Here is an 18934-nt window from a genome sequence, read left to right as displayed (position 1 = left end):
GTTACAATAGTGTTACAAAGAAGTAGGCAATGTAAATTTTTGATGAATATAAATTAGAGCAATTTAAATGAAAAATGACGCAATTATTGAAAATACAGAGATAAGAAGCAGCACGAGACTGCTTCGCTTTTAATTGATTGGCCATTGAGCAGCAATCTTTTCTATAAGAAACATTAAAAAGTAGACGGGAAATGGTACTGTTTGATGATTGATTGAATACTAAATAACAATAACGGGGGAGACACACATGAGTCTGCAGAAAAAGAAAATAAGCATTTTTGTCTTTTTCTTACTCACTGTTTTAACAGTTAGTTTGAAGACCTATTTTGCTTATTATGTTGATTTTTCTTTAGGAGTTAAGGGATTAGTCCAAAATTTAATTTTGTTAATGAATCCATACAGCTTACTCGCATTAACACTTAGCGTATTCTTGTTCTTTAAAGGTAAGAAGGCGTTTTGGTTTATGCTCATCGGCGGATTCTTATTAACTTTCTTGCTTTATGCAAACGTTGTTTACTTTAGATTCTTCTCAGACTTTTTAACATTCAGTACTTTAAACCAAGTAGGTAACGTTGAGTCTATGGGAGGCGCAGTATCTGCGTCATTCAAATGGTATGATTTCGTGTATTTCTTAGATACAATTATCTATCTGTTTATTTTGATCTTTAAATCAAAATGGTTAGATACACGTACTTTCAGCAAGAAATTTGTTCCAGTCGTAATGGCAGTTTCAGTTGCTTTGTTCTTCTTGAACTTAGCATTTGCAGAAACAGATCGTCCTGAATTATTAACTCGTACATTCGACCATAAATACCTAGTTAAATATCTTGGACCATATAACTTCACAGTTTATGATGGTGTGAAATCAATTCAAAACCATCAAGAGAAAGCAATGGCTTCTGAAGATGATTTAACAAAAGTATTGAACTACACAAAACAAAGACAAGCAGAAGTAGAACCTAATCCGGAATATTACGGTGCAGGTAAAAAGAAAAATATTATTAAAATTCATTTAGAAAGTTTCCAAACTTTCTTGATTAACAAAAAAGTCAATGGTAAAGAAGTGACACCTTTCCTTAACAAATTGTCTTCAGGACAAGAAGGTTATAAATATTATCCAAACTTCTTCCACCAAACTGGACAAGGTAAAACATCAGATGCGGAATTCACAATGGATAACAGCTTGTATGGTTTACCACAAGGTTCAGCGTACTCATTGAAAGGTTCTAATACGTATCAATCATTACCAGCAATTCTTGATCAAAAACGCGGCTACACAAGCAACGTTATGCACGGTGACTACAAAACATTCTGGAACCGTGATCAAGTTTACAAACATTTCGGTATTGATAAATTCTACGATGCGACTTACTACGATATGAGTCCTGAAAACATTGAAAACTTAGGATTGAAAGATAAACCGTTCTTTAAAGAATCAGCAGAATATCAATCTAAAATGAAAAAACCATTCTATTCACACTTGATTACATTGACAAACCATTATCCATTCACATTATCACCAGATGAAGCGGGAATTGAAAAACCTAACACTGGCGATGCGACAGTAGATGGCTATGTACAAACAGCAAACTACATGGATAGTGCTTTAGAAGAATATATCAACGAATTGAAGAAAAAAGGTATCTATGATGACTCAGTGATTGTCATCTACGGTGACCACTATGGTATTTCTGAAAACCATAATAAAGCAATGGAAAAATTATTAGGTGAAGAAATTACACCAGCGAAATTTATGGACTTGAACCGTACTGGTTTATGGATGAAAGTGCCTGGTAAAGAAGGCGGCGTTGACAACACTTACGGTGGACAAATCGACGTAATGCCGACATTACTTCACTTAGAAGGTATCGATACTAAGAACTTCTTAATGTTAGGTACAGATTTATTATCTAAGGATCATAAACAAGTCGTACCATTCAGAAACGGTGACTTTATTACACCTGAATATAAATATGTGAATGGTAGAGCATTTGATAATAAAACAAATGAACCATTAGAAAAAGAACCTGCTGACTTAGAGAAAAATAAACAACAAGTTGAAAAAGACTTAGAAATGAGCGACAGTGTTCTTAATGGTGACTTATTCAGATTCTACAAAAATCCGGATTTCGATAAAGTAAATCCATCTAAATATCAATATAAAACAGGACCTAAAGGTTCTCAGAAAAAATAAACAATGACTTAGTCATTTCAACAGCGGGTGAATCCTCTTATGGATTTGCCCGCTGTATTTTTTTGGTGCGAACCTTTACAAAACTTACACAATTATCCGCTTAAGATGAACCTGTAACAGTATCTTTTGACGTGCAAAGGGTGTATAATATATAGAACTGAAAATTGAGATAAAGGTTGAAAACTCAATTAAATGAACGGACTGAACATAAGTGGAGGCATGACATGGAAGCGTATAAAATTGAACATTTACATAAATCCTATGCAGATAAAGTGATTTTTGATGACTTGCACTTATCTGTTTCAGCACATGAACGTATCGGACTTGTAGGGATTAACGGTACAGGTAAAAGTACATTACTAAAAGTCATCGCAGGGCTGGATGATGACTTTGAAGCAGAAGTGAATTGTCCGAATGATTATCGCATTCGTTATTCTTCTCAAAAGCAAGATTTAACGAAAGACAGAACAGTGCTGGAAGAAGTTTTGAGTGCAGATACAGATACGGTGAAGTTAATCAGAGACTATGAAAAAGCAGTACAAGAGTATAGCCAAACGCAAAATGACCAAAACTTAAACCACATGATGAAAATGCAAGAGGCGATGGACCAAGCAGAAGCATGGGACTATAGTGCAGAAGTTAAAACGATTTTATCTAAACTCGGTATTCATGATACATCTGTATCGGTTAAATCGTTATCAGGCGGCCAACAAAAACGTGTCATTCTAGCAAAAACATTAATTGAACAGCCAGACTTATTATTACTAGATGAACCGACCAACCATTTAGATTTCGATTCAATAAAATGGTTGATCAACTACGTAAAACAATATCCACATACTGTGTTGTTTGTAACGCATGATCGTTATTTCTTAAATGAAGTTTCAACACGCATTATTGAATTGGATAGAGGCAAATTAACGACTTATCCAGGTAACTATGAAGACTATATTGCGATGCGTGCTGAGAACGAACAAATAGAGCAGCAACAAAACCAAAAAGCACGTGCTTTATATAAACAAGAACTTGCTTGGATGCGTGCAGGTGCAAAAGCAAGAACAACAAAACAACAAGCACGTATTAATCGCTTTAGTGATTTAGAATCACAAGTAAAAAATCAAACGACACGTGAAAGCGGACAATTGAATCTAGCGCATTCTCGTTTAGGTAAACAGGTCTTTGAATTAGATGATGTATCTAAACGTATTGCGGATAAAACGTTATTTGAACATGTGACGCAAATCATACAAAACGGTCAACAAATCGGGATTGTCGGACCTAACGGTGCAGGCAAAACGACGTTGTTAAATATCCTTGCTGGTGAAGATACTGACTTCAGTGGAGAACTGAAAATCGGCCAAACAGTCAAAACAGCTTACTTTAAACAAACGGATGAACGTTTAGATAGAGATATCCGTGTGATAGATTTCTTAAGAGAAGAAAGTGAAGTTGCGAAAGAAAAAGATGGTACGACGGTGTCAGTAACACAATTGTTAGAGCGTTTCTTATTCCCAAGTGCTACACACGGTAAAAAAGTATATAAACTTTCCGGTGGCGAACAAAAACGCTTGTATTTACTAAGATTATTGGTTCATCAACCGAATGTATTGTTGCTTGATGAGCCGACAAATGACTTAGATACTGAAACGCTAACTATTCTTGAGGACTATATCGCAACTTTCGGCGGCACAGTTATTACTGTCAGCCATGATCGCTATTTCTTAAATAAAGTTGCACAGGAATATTGGTATGTGCATGACGGTCAAATTGAGCGTGTTATTGGAAGCTTTGAAGACTATGAAGCTTATAAGCAAGAACAAGAGAAACAACAAGCAGTTGCTAAAGCTCAACCAAAAGTTCAAAAAGAAAGACAACGTAAGGGATTGTCTTATAAAGAAAAACGTGAATACGATACGATTATGGAACGTATTGAAGAGACTGAAGCGCGTCTAGAAGTGATTGAACAAGAGATGGTAGACGCAAGTGATGATTATGCGAAAATTCAAGAACTGAATACTGAAAAAGAAGCATTAGAATCACAATATGAAGAAGACATGACACGATGGAGCGAATTAGAAGAATTAAAAGAACAATAAGGGGTCAATTTTATGGAAACGACATTATCGCATTATTTTGGATATAAAGATTTCCGTCCAGGACAAAGGGAGATTATTTCCAAAATACTAGATAAAAAGAATGTGCTAGGGGTGTTACCTACTGGCGGCGGTAAATCATTATGTTATCAAGTGCCTGGATTGATAATGGGCGGCGTGACAATTGTGATCAGCCCATTAATTTCATTAATGAAAGACCAAGTCGATCAATTAAAAGCGATGGGCATTAACGCTGCATTTTTAAACAGCAGCTTATCGCAAAAAGAACAACGAGCGATTGAAGAAGATTTACGTCAAGGTAAGATTCAATTCTTATACGCGGCGCCTGAACGTTTTGAGAATCGTCAATTTATGCAGTTGTTATTCGGATTAGATATTCACTTAGTTGCTTTTGATGAAGCACACTGTATTTCTAAGTGGGGACATGATTTCAGACCAAGTTACCAACAAGTCATTGATAAAGTCCTTTGCTTGCCGCAAGAATTTGCGATTGCTGCTTTAACCGCAACAGCTACTGTTGAAGTACAAAAAGATATTATGGAACGCCTGCATATCTCAGGCGCGAACCGAGTAAAAACAAGTATCAAACGTCCTAATTTAGTCTTTAAAGTCAATCCGACATATCAGAGGCAAAAATTTGTGATGGATTATGTCAAAGCACACAAACAACAAGCAGGGATTATTTATTGTTCAACAAGAAAACAAGTTGAAGAACTTCAACAAGTATTTGAAGATCAAAATATCAGCAGTGCCATTTATCATGCAGGTTTAACGAATAAAGAGCGTGATGAAGCACAAAATGATTTTGTCTTTGATCGCATTAAAGTTGTAATTGCGACGAATGCGTTTGGTATGGGGATTGATAAATCTAACGTGAGATATGTCATTCATTACAATATGCCAGGAGATTTAGAATCTTATTATCAAGAAGCTGGACGTGCAGGACGTGATGGCTTAACAAGTGAATGTATCTTACTGTTTAGTGAACGTGATATTAATCTGCATCAATTCTTTATTTCATCTTCTAAGGGTGATGATGACTATAAAGAAAAAATGGGCGAGAAGCTCAATAAGATGATTCAATATACCAAAACAAAAAAGTGTCTAGAAGCTACATTGGTTCATTATTTCGAGCCAAATGAAAAATTAGAAGAATGTGGCCGCTGCAGTAATTGTCGTAATGAAAATAAAACGTATGATATGACGAATGAAGCGAAGAAAATCATCAGTTGTGTGGTGCGTATGGGTCAACAAGAGACTTATGGTGTGATTATTCAAGTGCTGAGAGGCGAGTTGTCTGATTACATCAAGTATAACCAATATGACAAATTATCAACTTTCGGTATTATGAAAGAGTATACGACATCAGAATGTAGTCATTTAATTGATGAATTGCGCTTCAAAGGCTTCTTAAACGAAAATGATGAGGTTTTAACTTGTGATAAAAAGGTTAAGCAAATACTAAGTGAGGATTTAAAAATTTATACTGTACCATTCAAGAAAAAATCTCGTGAAAAAGTCAATATCAATACTATTGAAGGTGTCGATAGAGCATTGTTTGACGCATTAGTACAAGTCAGACAAGAACTCAGCGAGAAATTAAATGTAGCACCGATTAGCATTTTTACTGATTTTACACTTGAAGAATTCGCCAAACGTAAACCTGAATCTAAACAGGAAATGATTGCGATTGACGGTGTCGGTAGTTATAAATTGAAACATTACTGTCCTCAATTTATTGAAACGATTCATAATTATAAAGCGCAAGTTTAATAGATTTAAATACAGAACAGCAAGTTTCACTGTGCTAACGATAGTGTGAGCTTGCTGTTCTTTTTTAAAATAGAAATAGAATGTGGGTGACCTATGCATGATTGAGTTAAAAAATGTTTCGAAGCAATACGGTAATAAAATGGCTGTCGAAGATGTCAGTTTTAACATTGAAGAAGGTGAGTTCTTCGTTTTAATTGGTCCTTCCGGCAGTGGTAAAACAACAACATTAAAGATGATTAACAGATTGATTCCTTTAACGAAAGGCTATATTTATTTCAAAGACAAACCAATCAGTGATTTTCCTGTTTATGAAATGCGTTGGGATATGGGTTATGTCCTTCAACAAATCGCGTTATTTCCGCATATGACGGTTAAGGAAAACATTGCGCAAGTACCGCAAATGAAAGGTTGGGACAAAGCTAAGATAGACAAGCGTATTGATGAGTTGCTTGAGATGGTGAATCTAGATCCTGATACATATCGCGATCGCAAACCAGATGAATTATCAGGCGGACAACGTCAACGTGTCGGTGTTGTACGTGCATTAGCTGCAGATCCGCCAGTGATTTTAATGGACGAACCATTTAGTGCCTTAGATCCAATCAGTCGTACGAATTTACAAGAGGATTTGATTGAGCTGCAAGCTAAAATCAGAAAAACTATTGTCTTTGTGACACACGATATTAATGAAGCGATGAAATTAGCTGATCGCATTTGTTTATTTAATGATGGACGTGTAGAACAAATCGATACACCTGATGGCTTTATGCAACATCCTAAGAATGATTTTGTAAGACAGTTTATTAATCAATATGACCATGCGGATACGTCTCAATTAACGCTTGAAAAACTTCTGCAAAGCAAACAACTTAAAACAGTTGATACACCAAACGATTTACCGGTGTTGTTGCCAGATACACCTTTAAACAAGGTATATGAAGATTTAACACACTATCCTAGTGTCGTAATTAAACAACATGATCAACACCATCTCTTAACACGAGAAGATGTCTTTAAGTTTTTAGCTCAAAGTAAGAGAGGTGACGTATCATGAATGCATTCTTTCAAACATTCTCAGAGCGAAAAGGGGAATTGCTGAGCACGCTGTTAGAACATATGCAAATTTCCTTTATCGCATTGTTAATTGCTTGTTTAATCGGAGTACCGCTTGGTATCTTACTGACGAAAACAAAACATTTTTCTGAAGCGGTCATCAACGTTGCCGCTGTGATGCAGACGATTCCTTCACTAGCTTTATTAGGACTAATGATTCCATTGTTTGGTATTGGAACAGTGCCAGCGATTATTGCATTAGTTGTATATGCGTTACTGCCAATTCTACGCAATACATATACTGGTATTAAGGAAGTTGATCCGTCTCTTGTTGAAGCAGCGAAAGGTATCGGAATGAAACCTGGACGTCGTTTGACGAAAGTTGAGTTGCCGATTGCGATGCCGATTATTATGGCAGGTATTCGTACAGCAATGGTGTTAATCATTGGTACTGCAACACTTGCAGCATTAATCGGTGCAGGCGGCCTTGGTGATTTAATCTTATTAGGTATCGACCGTAACAACAGTTCGTTAATTTTATTAGGTGCGATTCCAGCTGCTATTTTGGCGATTGTCTTTGACTTAGCCTTACGTTTCATGCAGAAACTATCATATAAGAAATTGTTGATTACTTTAGGCACTATCGTGTTAGTTGTAGCGCTTGTTATTGTTATCCCAATGTTAGGCGGCAAAGGCGATAAAATCACGATTGCCGGCAAGCTTGGTTCAGAACCATCAATCATTACGAATATGTATAAGATTTTAATCGAAGAAGAAACAGACAACACAGTGGATGTTAAAGATGGCATGGGTAAAACATCATTCTTATTCAATGCTTTAAAATCTGGCGATATTGATGGCTATTTAGAATTTACAGGAACAGTTTTAGGTGAATTAACTAAAGAACCACTGAAATCCAAAGAAGAAGCTAAAGTGTACGAACAGGCAAAACAAAGTCTAGAGAAAAAAGAAAACATGACGATGTTGAAACCGATGAAATACAACAACACTTACACATTAGCTGTGAAGCGTGACTTTGCGAAGAAACACGGATTGAAAACAATTGGTGATTTACAAAAAGTTGAAGATGATATCAAACCTGGTTTCACTTTAGAATTTAATGACCGTCCTGACGGTTATAAAGCCATTTCTAAAGCATATGATTTAAACTTTAATAAAGTTCGTACAATGGAACCGAAATTACGTTATCAAGCTGTTGAAAAAGGTGACATCAATTTAATTGATGCTTATTCAACAGATGCAGAGTTGAAACAATACGATATGGTCATTTTAGAAGATGACAAACACGTCTTCCCGCCATATCAAGGTGCACCGATGTTTAAAGAGAAATATCTCAAAGAACATCCTGAAATCATCAAACCGCTCAATAAATTAGCAGGTAAAATCACTGATGAAGAAATGCAAGAAATGAACTACAAAGTCACAGTGAAAGATGAAGATCCGTATCATGTGGCGAAAGAGTATTTAGAGAAACACAATTTAGTTAAGTAATATGAATAAGAAAGTCTGGGTATTTTAACTCAGGCTTTCTTTTTAGTTTTAACATAATCGAGGTACAATAAATTTGTCGTTGCCAAAGGGTTGCTTAAAGGTATATAATTGTCAGTAAATTTAAAATTATTAGAAACAACATTTTGAGGAGGCAGATGTATCTATGAAAGAACAAATTAAACAGCTCTCAGCGTATCAACCAGGCTTATCACCAAGAGCGTTAAAAGAAGAATTCGGTTTAGACATTGAATTACATAAACTAGCATCAAACGAAAACTTATATGGTCCTTCACCTAAAGCGAAAGAAGCGATTAAAGCGCATGTAGATGAAGTGTTGTATTATCCTGAAACAGGTGCACCGACATTACGCAAGGAAATTGCGGAAGGGTTAGGCATTGATGAAAATCGTATTTTATTTGGAGCTGGCTTAGATGAGGTTATCTTAATGATTTCTCGTGCGGTATTAACGCCTGGAGACAAGATTGTGACAAGCCAAGCGACATTTGGTCAGTATTATCATAATGCGATTGTGGAAGCGGCAGAGGTCGTACAAGTACCTTTAAAATCTAATGGTCAATTCGATTTAGATGGTATTTTAGAAGCGATTGATGAAGACACTGCATTAGTATGGATTTGTAATCCAAATAACCCGACAGGCACATATGTGACACATGATGATTTAGAAGCGTTCTTAGAAAAAGTGCCAAGTCATATTCCAGTTTTAGTTGATGAAGCATACTTTGAATTTGTGACTGCGGAAGATTTCCCAGATACATTAAAGTTACAAGAACGTTTCCCAAATGCGTTCTTAATGCGTACGTTCTCTAAAGCATATGGTCTAGCAGGTCTAAGAGTCGGTTATATCATTGCGACTGAAGAAGCAATTCATAACTATAATATTATTCGTCCACCGTTTAACGTAGGACGCTTATCAGAATATGCGGCAGTCGCAGCATATCAAGATCAAGATTACTTAAAAGACATTCAACAAAAAAATGCTGAAGAACGTGCAAAATTCTTTGAAATTCCAGAAAGCAAACATTTCTTTGACAGCCAAACGAACTTTGTCTTTGTGAATACGAAACGTCCGCATGACTTATACAAAGCGTTATTAAAAGTCGGATGTATTACGCGTGAGTTCCCGATTGGTGTACGTATTACCATTGGCTTCCCAGAACAAAATGATAAAATGATCGAAGTGCTTAAAGACTTTGATTTTGAAGCATAATCGATAACAAAAACAAGTATCAACATAATTTCGTGTTGATACTTGTTTTTACTTTACATATTTTCAAATCAGACTTCACAACTCTATAAAATAAATATGCTATACTCGAAGAGAAGAAAAGGAAAGGAAGTTGCTATCAGTAATGAAGAGAGAATCAATAGCGATTGATATGGATGAAGTTTTAGCAGATACAATCAAAGCATTGATTGAAGAAGTGAATAAACGCACAGATTTAGGTATTAAAGAGGCATTATTAGATGGGAATAAACTACGTCACTTTATGCCTGAACATGAAGGGGTACTTGATGAAGTATTAAAACAACCAGGATTCTTTAAGAATTTAGAAGTTATTAAAGATTCACAAGAAGTGGTGAAGAAGTTAGCTGAACACTATGATATTTATATTGCGACAGCCGCAATGGATGTGCCGACTTCATTCCATGAAAAATATGAATGGTTAAGAGTACACTTCCCATTCTTAGATCCGCAACAATTTGTCTTCTGCGGTAGAAAGAATATTGTCAAAGCAGATTATTTAATCGATGACAATCCAAGACAACTTGCACGCTTTACAGGGAAACCAGTGATGTATACAGCACAACATAACATCCACAATAAAGATTTCGATCGTGTCAATAACTGGAAAGAAGTTGAACAATATTTCTTAGGAAATAAATAAGCAAATTTTACAGACGGGGTCGCCCGTCTTTTTCTTATTCTACATTTATAGTTGAATTAAGTAATGACATAAAAAAAGCATCAAACCACTATTTTGAATAGCGATTGATGCTTCTTTTATGTGTTAACGTATGCCGCGCATACCTTTAATAATCTTTGGTACAAACATAAATGCGATTAAGCCGATAACTACTGCTAGAACTCCTAGGAATAAGAAGTAGTTTTGATAGCCTAACGGTTCGATTAATTTAACAAGTGTTCCGTTAATGGCTTGTGCAGTAGCGTTTGTTAATAACCATAAGCTCATCATTTGAGAGTTGAAAGCTTTTGGTGCTAATTTTACTGCAGCACTGCTACCTGTTGGTGATAAGCAAAGCTCACCGACTACGCAAATGATGTATGACAGAATAACCCAGTTTACGGATACTGTGCTGCCGCCAGAAGTCATCATGACTACCGCTACTAAGATGTATGAAATACCTGCTAACCAAGCACCCCAAATAAATTTAGTCGCAAGGCTTGGTTGGCGATCTCCCATTTTCTTCCAAACATAAGACAATACTGGCGCAAATAATACAATGAATAATGGGTTGATTGATTGGAAGTATGTTTTACCAAAATCAGTTGTCCAACCGAATAAATTCAATTTCATATCTGTGCCTGTAAATGCGTAGATGTTTAAAACGTTAGAACCTTGTTCCTGGATAGACCAGAAAATTACCCCAATAATGAATAACGGAATAAATGAAATAACACGTGAGCGTTCATCATCTGTAACCTCTTTACTTCTAATCATAGTTGTAAAGTAAGAGACTGGTAAGGCAATACCTAAGATTAAGACAGTTGTGCTGACTAAGTTGAATGATAATGTACCAGTTAAACCAGTGATGATTAATACAAGTGCAATGACTACGACTACAATACCTGTAATCATTGAATAACGTTTCTTTTCAACTGCGTTCAATGGGTTTGTCGGCGCTGAACCAACGTTACCTAAGTTACGTCTGTTGAATAAAAGATAAATAACCAATGCGAGTGTCATACCGATTGCTGCGATTAAGAAACCTTGGTGGAACATATGACCTTTAGAGAATTGGTCTAAAATTAATGGCGCAGCAAGGGCACCCATGTTTACGGACATGTAGAAAATAACAAACCCTGAATCGATACGTTTATCGTTTTCAGGATACAAGCGACCTACAATATTAGAGATATTCGGTTTCATAAGTCCTGAACCTACGATGATAAAGAACATTGAAATGAATAGTCCTGTTTGTGCTAACGGCAAGCTTAAGAAAACGTGACCGATAATAATTAAAATAGCACCATACATTGTCGCTCTGCGTGTACCTGTGATTCTATCTGCGACCCAGCCGCCAAGTACACTTGTCATAAAGATCAGTGACCCATATACTGACATGACTGACTGTGCAGTCGTTTTATCCATGCCTAATCCGCCATCTTTAATAGCGAAGAACATGTAAAAGATTAAGAGTGCACGCATTCCGTAATAGCTGAATCTCTCCCAAAATTCTACGAAGAAGAGGACTCCTAATCCTTTTGGATGTCCAAAGAACCCTTTCTGTGGTATTTCTTGGACATGCTTTTGATGTAAATTGTTCTGCAAACTAACCCCGACCTTTCTATCCTATAACGGAGTGGATTATATTCGATTCTACTATGTAAAAAAGAGAGTTTCAATAATTTTCTAAAAATAAAAATATTAACAATTTTCTGAAAAGAATAAGATATAAAACATGATTAATCAAGCTTAATTAGAAGAAAAGGCGTAATTTGAGAAGATTTTAACTAAAGAAGGTATGCAGATTGAAATATGGCAAAAAAGTGAAAGTGAAAAATTGACCATAGAAAAAGCCTGAAACCTCTGAGAGATTTCAGACTGAATTTGTTCGATTTTGTATTAGTGAATACCTTTCATTGCACGACGTACAAATGGTGAAATAATCACAAGCAATACCCCGATAGCTAGTGTTAGTAAACCAGAGTATAAGAAGTATTGACCTGAATCCATTTTAGCGTATACAACAACTAGCTGCGCATTCAGACCTTGTGCAGTCGCATTACTTAACATCCATAAGCTCATCATTTGTGCTGTAAAGGCATATGGTGCAAGTTTTGTCGTAGTAGCTAGACCGACAGGTGAGATACATAACTCACCGATTGTGATTAATAAGAAGCTTAAGACTAACCAGATAGGGTGAATCAGTTCTCCAGGTGCTAATCCACCAGCTAAAGGAACGACCATGATTAAATATGAAACCCCACCGATAATGGCACCTAATGCGAATTTAATGACAGTAGGTGGGTTGTGTTTGCCGAGTTTGACCCATAACATCGCAAAGAGTGGTGCTAACGCTACGATAAAGATAGGGTTCAATGATTGGAACCAAGCAGCTGGAATATCGAAATGAATTGCGCCGCCTGTTAATTTAGCTAAGCTTAATTCTGTTTTCTTATCTGCAAAGTTTGCCAAGATTGTAGAACCTTGTTCTTGGATCATCCAGAAAGCTACAGAAGTGATGTATAACGGTACATAACTGCCGACACGAGATTTTTCTTCTGGTGTCACTTTCTTGCTGACAAGCATGTAAACTACAATGTAAATTGGTAAAGCAATTCCGATAAATGTAACTAATAAACTGAAGTTTTCAATTGTTAATGCATTGAATGACTTTAAAACGATTAAATAAATGGCAAACGCTGCGACGATTGCTAAAGCGATTAAAGAGAATTTCTTAGTATCTTCTTTTGTTAATGGATTATGTACAGATAACCCTGCTAAATTTAAATACTTTTTACGTTTAGACCAGTAAACAACTAAACCGATAAACATCCCGACAGCTGCTGTTGCAAAACCAGCATGGAAACCAACACGTGTTTGTAAGTAACCAGTTAAAATAGGTGAAATTAAAGCACCTAAGTTAATCCCCATGTAGAAAATAGTGAAGGCTGCATCAACGCGGTTGTCATTTTTATCGTATAATTCGCCGACTGTTGTAGAAATGTTTGGTTTTAACAAACCTGTCCCGATAATCAAGAGTAATAAAGCAATCATAACGGCGGTTAGGCTGCCCGGTAAACTTAAAATAATATGACCGAACATAATGAGAATACCGCCGAAGAACACAGCGTGTTGTGTTCCTGTGATACGGTCAGCAATCCAGCCCCCGATAACCCCAGACATATAGATTAACGTTCCGTATAAAGCAACAATCTGCATGGCTACAGACTCATCTAATCCGAATCCGCCTTTAGCCACAGAATAATACAGGTAGTAAACTAAAATAGCTTTCATACCATAGTAACTGAATCTCTCCCAAAACTCAGTAAAGAATAATGTGCTTAATCCCTTCGGATGACCAAAGAAACCAGTTCGTGGTGTGCTTTGAATAACTTCTTCGCGTGTATATTGTTTCTTGTTCATAAATTTCCCCCTAAGAATGACTTAAAATAATTTTAAGCTATTAAAAGTGTATATACAAGAAAATTCTGAAAATTAATGAAGCTACCTTTTACATTTTTTGTAATAAAAAGTTATGTATCCGCTTCCCACAAAATAAAAAACAACCCGAATTTAATCAGGTTGTTCTTCAAATAAATCTGCAATTATCTATTATCTATCGTTTCTGGATATAAATCGTGATTCATCATGCGATATTCAGCCATTTTTTCATACTTAGAATCAGGACGGCCATAGTTTGTATAAGGGTCGATAGAAATACCGCCGCGTGGCGTGAATTTACCCCAAACTTCAATATAATGCGGATCCATTAATTCAATTAAGTCATTCATAATAATATTCATACAATCTTCGTGGAAATCACCATGATTTCTAAAACTGAATAAATAAAGTTTCAATGATTTAGATTCTACCATTTTGATATTCGGAATATATGAAATGTAGATAGTAGCGAAATCTGGTTGGCCTGTAATCGGACATAATGATGTAAATTCAGGACAATTGAATTTTACAAAGTAGTCGCGTCCTTGATGTTTATTATCGAAAGACTCTAACACATCTGGACGATAATTAAAGTCATATTGGTTATTTTGATTACCAAGCAATGTAAGATCTTCTAAATCTTCTTTGCTTCTGCCTTGTTGTGACATATTTATTTTCCTCCTCTATGAGACGATTGTACTGGTTTTCTGCTTTGTCTGCGTGCTTTTTCGAACATATAGTAGCTGGCACTGATAATAATGACATAACCTAGTGTAGCATATAAATCCGGTGATTCTCCGAAAATGACAATGCCCATTAACGCTGTAAAGATAATGGAAGCATACGTAAAGATTGAAATATCTTTTGCAGGTGCAAAACTATATGCGAGTGTAATTCCGATTTGACCGACAGCAGCTGATAAGCCGGCACCTACTAAATAAATCATTTGTAGGCCTGACATCGGTTCATACGTAAAGATAACGAATGGAATTAAAGCAATAATTGAGAAGAAAGAGAAGTAAAAGACAATCGTATAAGGTGCTTCTCTTGTACTTAATGCACGTACACAAGTATAAGCTGATGCGGCGAAGATACCTGAGAATAATCCGACGATAGCTGGAATCATTTCTGAAGAGAATTGCGGTTGTACAACAAATAACATACCGACAATTGCGACTAACATCGCTGTAATTTGATATTTACGGATTTTCTCATGCAAGAAAATCATACTGAGTAAAATCGTCCAGAAAGGATTAAGCTTCATCAATGTATCTGCGTCACTTAACAGCATATGGTCTATAGCGTAAATGTTGAATAAGACACCGATTAAACCAAGGGTTGAACGTGCAATTAATAAGGGCTGACTGCTTAATTTACCAAACATGGGTTGTTTGTATTTATATAAGAAATACAGTGGGATGAGCATTGCGACTAAGTTTCTAGCTAGTGACTTCTGGAAGACGGGTAAATCACCAGCAAGTCTGAAAAACAGGGACATAAAGCTGAATCCTATAGCTGAAACAAGTATCGCAATGATTCCTTTTATTTTTGGATCCATATACTTTCCTCAACTTTCCTCAAAACTTAACGTATATCATCTTAGCATATATAGAAATAAGTGCCTATATAGACTTGCTAAAGAAAATGAACATGGTATACTATAAACCGAACGTACGTTCTATCCATTAGGTTAAATGACACGTCACTAACTGAAAGGAATGATTATTTTGTGTTGATGAATAAATTGTGTTAAGCCTTTCATGACGCAAATCAGCGGAATCTTGTGATGACAAGCGGTGCACAAATTCTCAAAAAATCAAGAGCAAAATTACAATTATTTATTTTAAAATGATTTTTGGAAAAATTTAAGAACGCCAAGCATAGAGATGACGCTACTTTCATCAATTTTGACAAATTTAAAGAAAATTTTCAGGGGTGAATCTCTTTGAAATTATAATAGGTGTTCGGTATAATGAATCACATAATATAGTATTGAAGAACGGAACCTAACACTATATATTGTGGTCGAGTCCAAAAATAAGAAAATTATATTTCACTATTTTAAGGCAATTTCACACAGAATTTGCAAGATGAACATATTGGTTAGGGGTTTAACCAATATGTTCTGTATAGTTGAGAAATCGTGTTCAAAGTTGTGATGACAAGTCATGTCTAAGCGAATAGAAATATGAGTAATTGTACTTATTTGGACAAGAGTATTGTGAAGGAATACTCGGTTAACTGATTACCAACACAATATGTAGTGGCAGGGAGCAATGTATTTAACATATCGAAATAAACTAAAACATGCAGCAGTCACAACTTCTTTTTAGAAACAGCAATACCAGTACGGCAGCCTGGCATGTTTTTTAATTATGAATAATATGTGCATGACGCTATGTGACGATTAAGCGCGTTCTTTGTAAGAAAGCGGGTGATTCAATGAAGGTAGTATATTTTTCATTTACTGGTAACGTGAGACGATTTGTTGCAAGAACTGAATTTGAGGACACTTTAGAGATTACAAATGATAACTGCGCGGATGTGCGCTTGGATGAGCCTTATGTATTGGTCACTAGTACAATCGGCTTTGGAGAAGTGCCAGATGTTGTCAAAACATTTTTAAGTCATAACGGAAACATGATCAGAGCAGTGGTCGGCAGTGGTAACCGTAACTGGGGTCAAAACTTTGCGAAAGCCAGCGAGACCATTTCTCGAGAATATCTCGTTCCGCTATTAATGAAATTTGAAGTACAAGGTACAAAGAAAGACGTAGAAGAGTTTAAAGATAAGGTGGGGCATTTATATGAAGACTATGAACGAAAAGCAATACAATCATATTGAGTTAAATAATGAGGTTACAAAGCGTAAAGAAAATGGTTTCTTCAGCTTAGAAAAAGACCAAGAAGCGCTAGAAGTTTATTTAGAAGAAATCAAAGATCATACGATTTATTTCGATTCAGAAATCGAACGTTTGCACTATCTTGTAGATAATGATTTCTATGTAGATGTATTCCAAACATATAGTGAAGAAGACTTAAAAGAAATTACTGAATATGCACGCAGTATTCCATTTACATTTGCGAGCTATATGTCAGCAAGTAAATTCTTTAAAGATTATGCATTAAAAACAAACGATAAAAAACAATATTTAGAAGACTATACACAACACGTGACTATTGTCGCACTTTATTTAGCAGATGGTGACAAAGCGCAAGCAAAACAATTTATTTCATCTATGATTGAACAACGTTACCAACCTGCAACACCAACATTCTTAAACGCAGGCCGTGCCCGTAGAGGTGAGCTTGTATCATGTTTCTTATTAGAAGTAGATGACAGCTTAAACTCTATCAACTTTATTGATTCAACAGCGAAACAATTAAGTAAAATCGGCGGCGGTGTCGCAATCAACTTATCTAAACTTCGTGCACGTGGTGAAGCAATCAAAGGAATCAAAGGTGTCGCAAAAGGTGTCTTACCTGTAGCAAAATCACTTGAAGGCGGCTTCAGCTACGCAGACCAATTAGGTCAAAGACCAGGTGCTGGTGCTGTTTACCTAAACATCTTCCACTATGATGTTGAAGAATTCTTAGATACGAAAAAAGTAAACGCAGATGAAGACCTTCGTCTAGCAACAATTTCTACAGGTTTAATCGTACCTGCTAAATTCTTTGAACTTGCAAAAGAAGGTAAAGACTTCTACATGTTCGCACCACACACAGTTTACAATGAATACGGTGTAACATTAGATGATATCGATCTTGATAAATACTATGATGAAATGGTCGAAAATCCGAATGTCTTAAAACGTAAAAAAGATGCACGTGAAATGTTAAATACAATTGCTCAAACACAATTACAATCAGGTTATCCTTATTTAATATTTAAAGATAACGCAAACAAAGTACATGCCAACTCAAACATTGGACAAATCAAAATGAGTAACTTATGTACTGAAATCTTCCAATTACAAGAAACATCTATTATCAATGACTATGGTGTGGAAGATGAAATCAAACGTGACATTTCATGTAACTTAGGTTCGTTGAACATTGTCAATGTGATGGAATCAGGTAAATTCAGAGATTCTGTACACACAGGTATGGATGCTTTAACAGTTGTAAGTGACGAAGCAAACATCCAAAACGCACCAGGTGTACGTAAAGCAAATAGTGAATTGCACTCTGTTGGTTTAGGTGTTATGAACTTGCATGGTTACCTTGCGAAGAACCAAATCGGTTATGAATCTGAAGAAGCAAAAGACTTCGCAAATGTGTTCTTCATGATGATGAACTATTACTCAATCGAGCGTTCAATGCAAATTGCGAAAGAACGCGGCGAAGCTTATAAAGAATTCGAGAAATCAGATTATGCGAGCGGTAAATACTTTGAAAAGTATACAGAAGCGGATATCGTGCCTGAATACGAAAAAATTAAACCTTTATTTGAAGGTTTAGAAATCCCTACTGCAGAAGATTGGAAAGCTTTAGCAGAAGATGTTAAGAAATATGGTTTATATCATGCTTATCGTCTTGCCATTGCGCCAACACAAAGTATTTCTTACGTGCAAAACGCAACAAGTTCAGTAATGCCGATTGTTGACCAAATCGAACGTCGTACGTATGGCAACGCAGAAACATTCTATCCAATGCCATTCTTATCACCACAAACAATGTGGTACTACAAATCAGCATTCAATACAGATCAAATGCGTTTAATTGATTTAGTAGCAACAATCCAACAACACGTTGACCAAGGTATCTCAACAATCCTTTACGTTAACTCAGAAATCTCTACACGTGAATTAGCACGTTTATATGTCTATGCACATCATAAAGGTCTAAAATCACTTTATTATACACGTAACAAATTATTAAGCGTAGAAGAATGTACAAGCTGCGCAATCTAATGAAGCC

Annotated in this window: 13 protein-coding genes; 9 read left to right on the top strand and 4 right to left on the bottom strand. The window is 35.9% G+C overall.

Going from position 1 to position 18934, the window contains the following annotated elements; genetic code table 11:
* The first annotated feature begins 247 nt into the window (after positions 1-247).
* From ltaS to HMPREF2603_RS03150, 7 genes are all read left to right on the top strand, one after another.
* Entirely contained in the window at positions 248-2194 is a 1947-nt protein-coding gene (gene ltaS / locus HMPREF2603_RS03180; RefSeq protein ID WP_060804115.1) for a polyglycerol-phosphate lipoteichoic acid synthase LtaS, read from the top strand.
* A 224-nt stretch (positions 2195-2418) separates the two neighbouring features.
* Positions 2419-4290: an ABC-F family ATP-binding cassette domain-containing protein gene (locus HMPREF2603_RS03175; protein WP_060804116.1), complete on the top strand. Its 1872-nt coding sequence runs from the start codon at positions 2419-2421 to the stop codon at positions 4288-4290.
* A gap of 12 nt (positions 4291-4302) precedes the next feature.
* Positions 4303-6081 (top strand): DNA helicase RecQ, encoded by a 1779-nt coding sequence (recQ, locus tag HMPREF2603_RS03170; protein WP_070462509.1) that lies wholly within the window; start codon positions 4303-4305, stop codon positions 6079-6081.
* Positions 6082-6178: 97 nt separating this feature from the next.
* The gene (locus HMPREF2603_RS03165) at positions 6179-7135 is read left to right on the top strand and encodes an ABC transporter ATP-binding protein (RefSeq protein ID WP_070501925.1); all 957 of its coding nucleotides are present in this window, start codon (positions 6179-6181) and stop codon (positions 7133-7135) included.
* A complete protein-coding gene (locus HMPREF2603_RS03160; protein WP_002481515.1) occupies positions 7132-8646 on the top strand; it encodes an ABC transporter permease/substrate-binding protein in 1515 nt (504 codons plus the stop codon). The genes HMPREF2603_RS03165 and HMPREF2603_RS03160 overlap by 4 nt, the downstream gene beginning before the upstream one ends.
* Before the next feature lie 163 nt (positions 8647-8809).
* On the top strand, positions 8810-9874 hold the full coding sequence (hisC, locus tag HMPREF2603_RS03155; RefSeq protein WP_060804120.1) for a histidinol-phosphate transaminase: 1065 nt from the start codon (positions 8810-8812) through the stop codon (positions 9872-9874).
* Between the two features lie 142 nt (positions 9875-10016).
* A complete protein-coding gene (locus HMPREF2603_RS03150; protein WP_002481517.1) occupies positions 10017-10553 on the top strand; it encodes a 5' nucleotidase, NT5C type in 537 nt (178 codons plus the stop codon).
* Between the two features lie 123 nt (positions 10554-10676).
* On the opposite strand, the gene HMPREF2603_RS03145 is transcribed toward HMPREF2603_RS03150, so the two are convergent.
* From HMPREF2603_RS03145 to HMPREF2603_RS03130, 4 genes are all read right to left on the bottom strand, one after another.
* Positions 10677-12179: a peptide MFS transporter gene (locus HMPREF2603_RS03145; protein ID WP_002481518.1), complete on the bottom strand. Its 1503-nt coding sequence runs from the start codon at positions 12177-12179 to the stop codon at positions 10677-10679.
* A gap of 294 nt (positions 12180-12473) precedes the next feature.
* Positions 12474-13997: a peptide MFS transporter gene (locus HMPREF2603_RS03140; RefSeq protein ID WP_002481519.1), complete on the bottom strand. Its 1524-nt coding sequence runs from the start codon at positions 13995-13997 to the stop codon at positions 12474-12476.
* Between the two features lie 182 nt (positions 13998-14179).
* Positions 14180-14683, bottom strand: a complete 504-nt coding sequence (queF, locus tag HMPREF2603_RS03135) for a preQ(1) synthase (RefSeq protein ID WP_002481520.1) — start codon at positions 14681-14683, stop codon at positions 14180-14182.
* Positions 14684-14685: 2 nt separating this feature from the next.
* On the bottom strand, positions 14686-15573 hold the full coding sequence (locus HMPREF2603_RS03130; RefSeq protein WP_060804121.1) for a DMT family transporter: 888 nt from the start codon (positions 15571-15573) through the stop codon (positions 14686-14688).
* An 884-nt stretch (positions 15574-16457) separates the two neighbouring features.
* Between HMPREF2603_RS03130 and nrdI the strand changes: the two genes are divergently transcribed.
* Together nrdI and nrdE are read left to right on the top strand one after the other, a co-directional pair.
* The gene (gene nrdI / locus HMPREF2603_RS03125) at positions 16458-16859 is read left to right on the top strand and encodes a class Ib ribonucleoside-diphosphate reductase assembly flavoprotein NrdI (RefSeq protein WP_023015387.1); all 402 of its coding nucleotides are present in this window, start codon (positions 16458-16460) and stop codon (positions 16857-16859) included.
* Positions 16822-18927, top strand: coding sequence for a class 1b ribonucleoside-diphosphate reductase subunit alpha (nrdE, locus tag HMPREF2603_RS03120; RefSeq protein ID WP_070501924.1), 2106 nt, complete (start codon positions 16822-16824; stop codon positions 18925-18927). The genes nrdI and nrdE overlap by 38 nt, the downstream gene beginning before the upstream one ends.
* The last annotated feature ends 7 nt before the right edge of the window (positions 18928-18934 follow it).

It is taken from the genome of Staphylococcus sp. HMSC055C03, assembly GCF_001809385.1.
Lineage (GTDB): Bacteria > Bacillota > Bacilli > Staphylococcales > Staphylococcaceae > Staphylococcus > Staphylococcus simulans.
The sequence above is the reverse complement of the archived record's forward strand: the minus strand, read 5'-3'. Positions and strand labels throughout refer to the sequence as shown.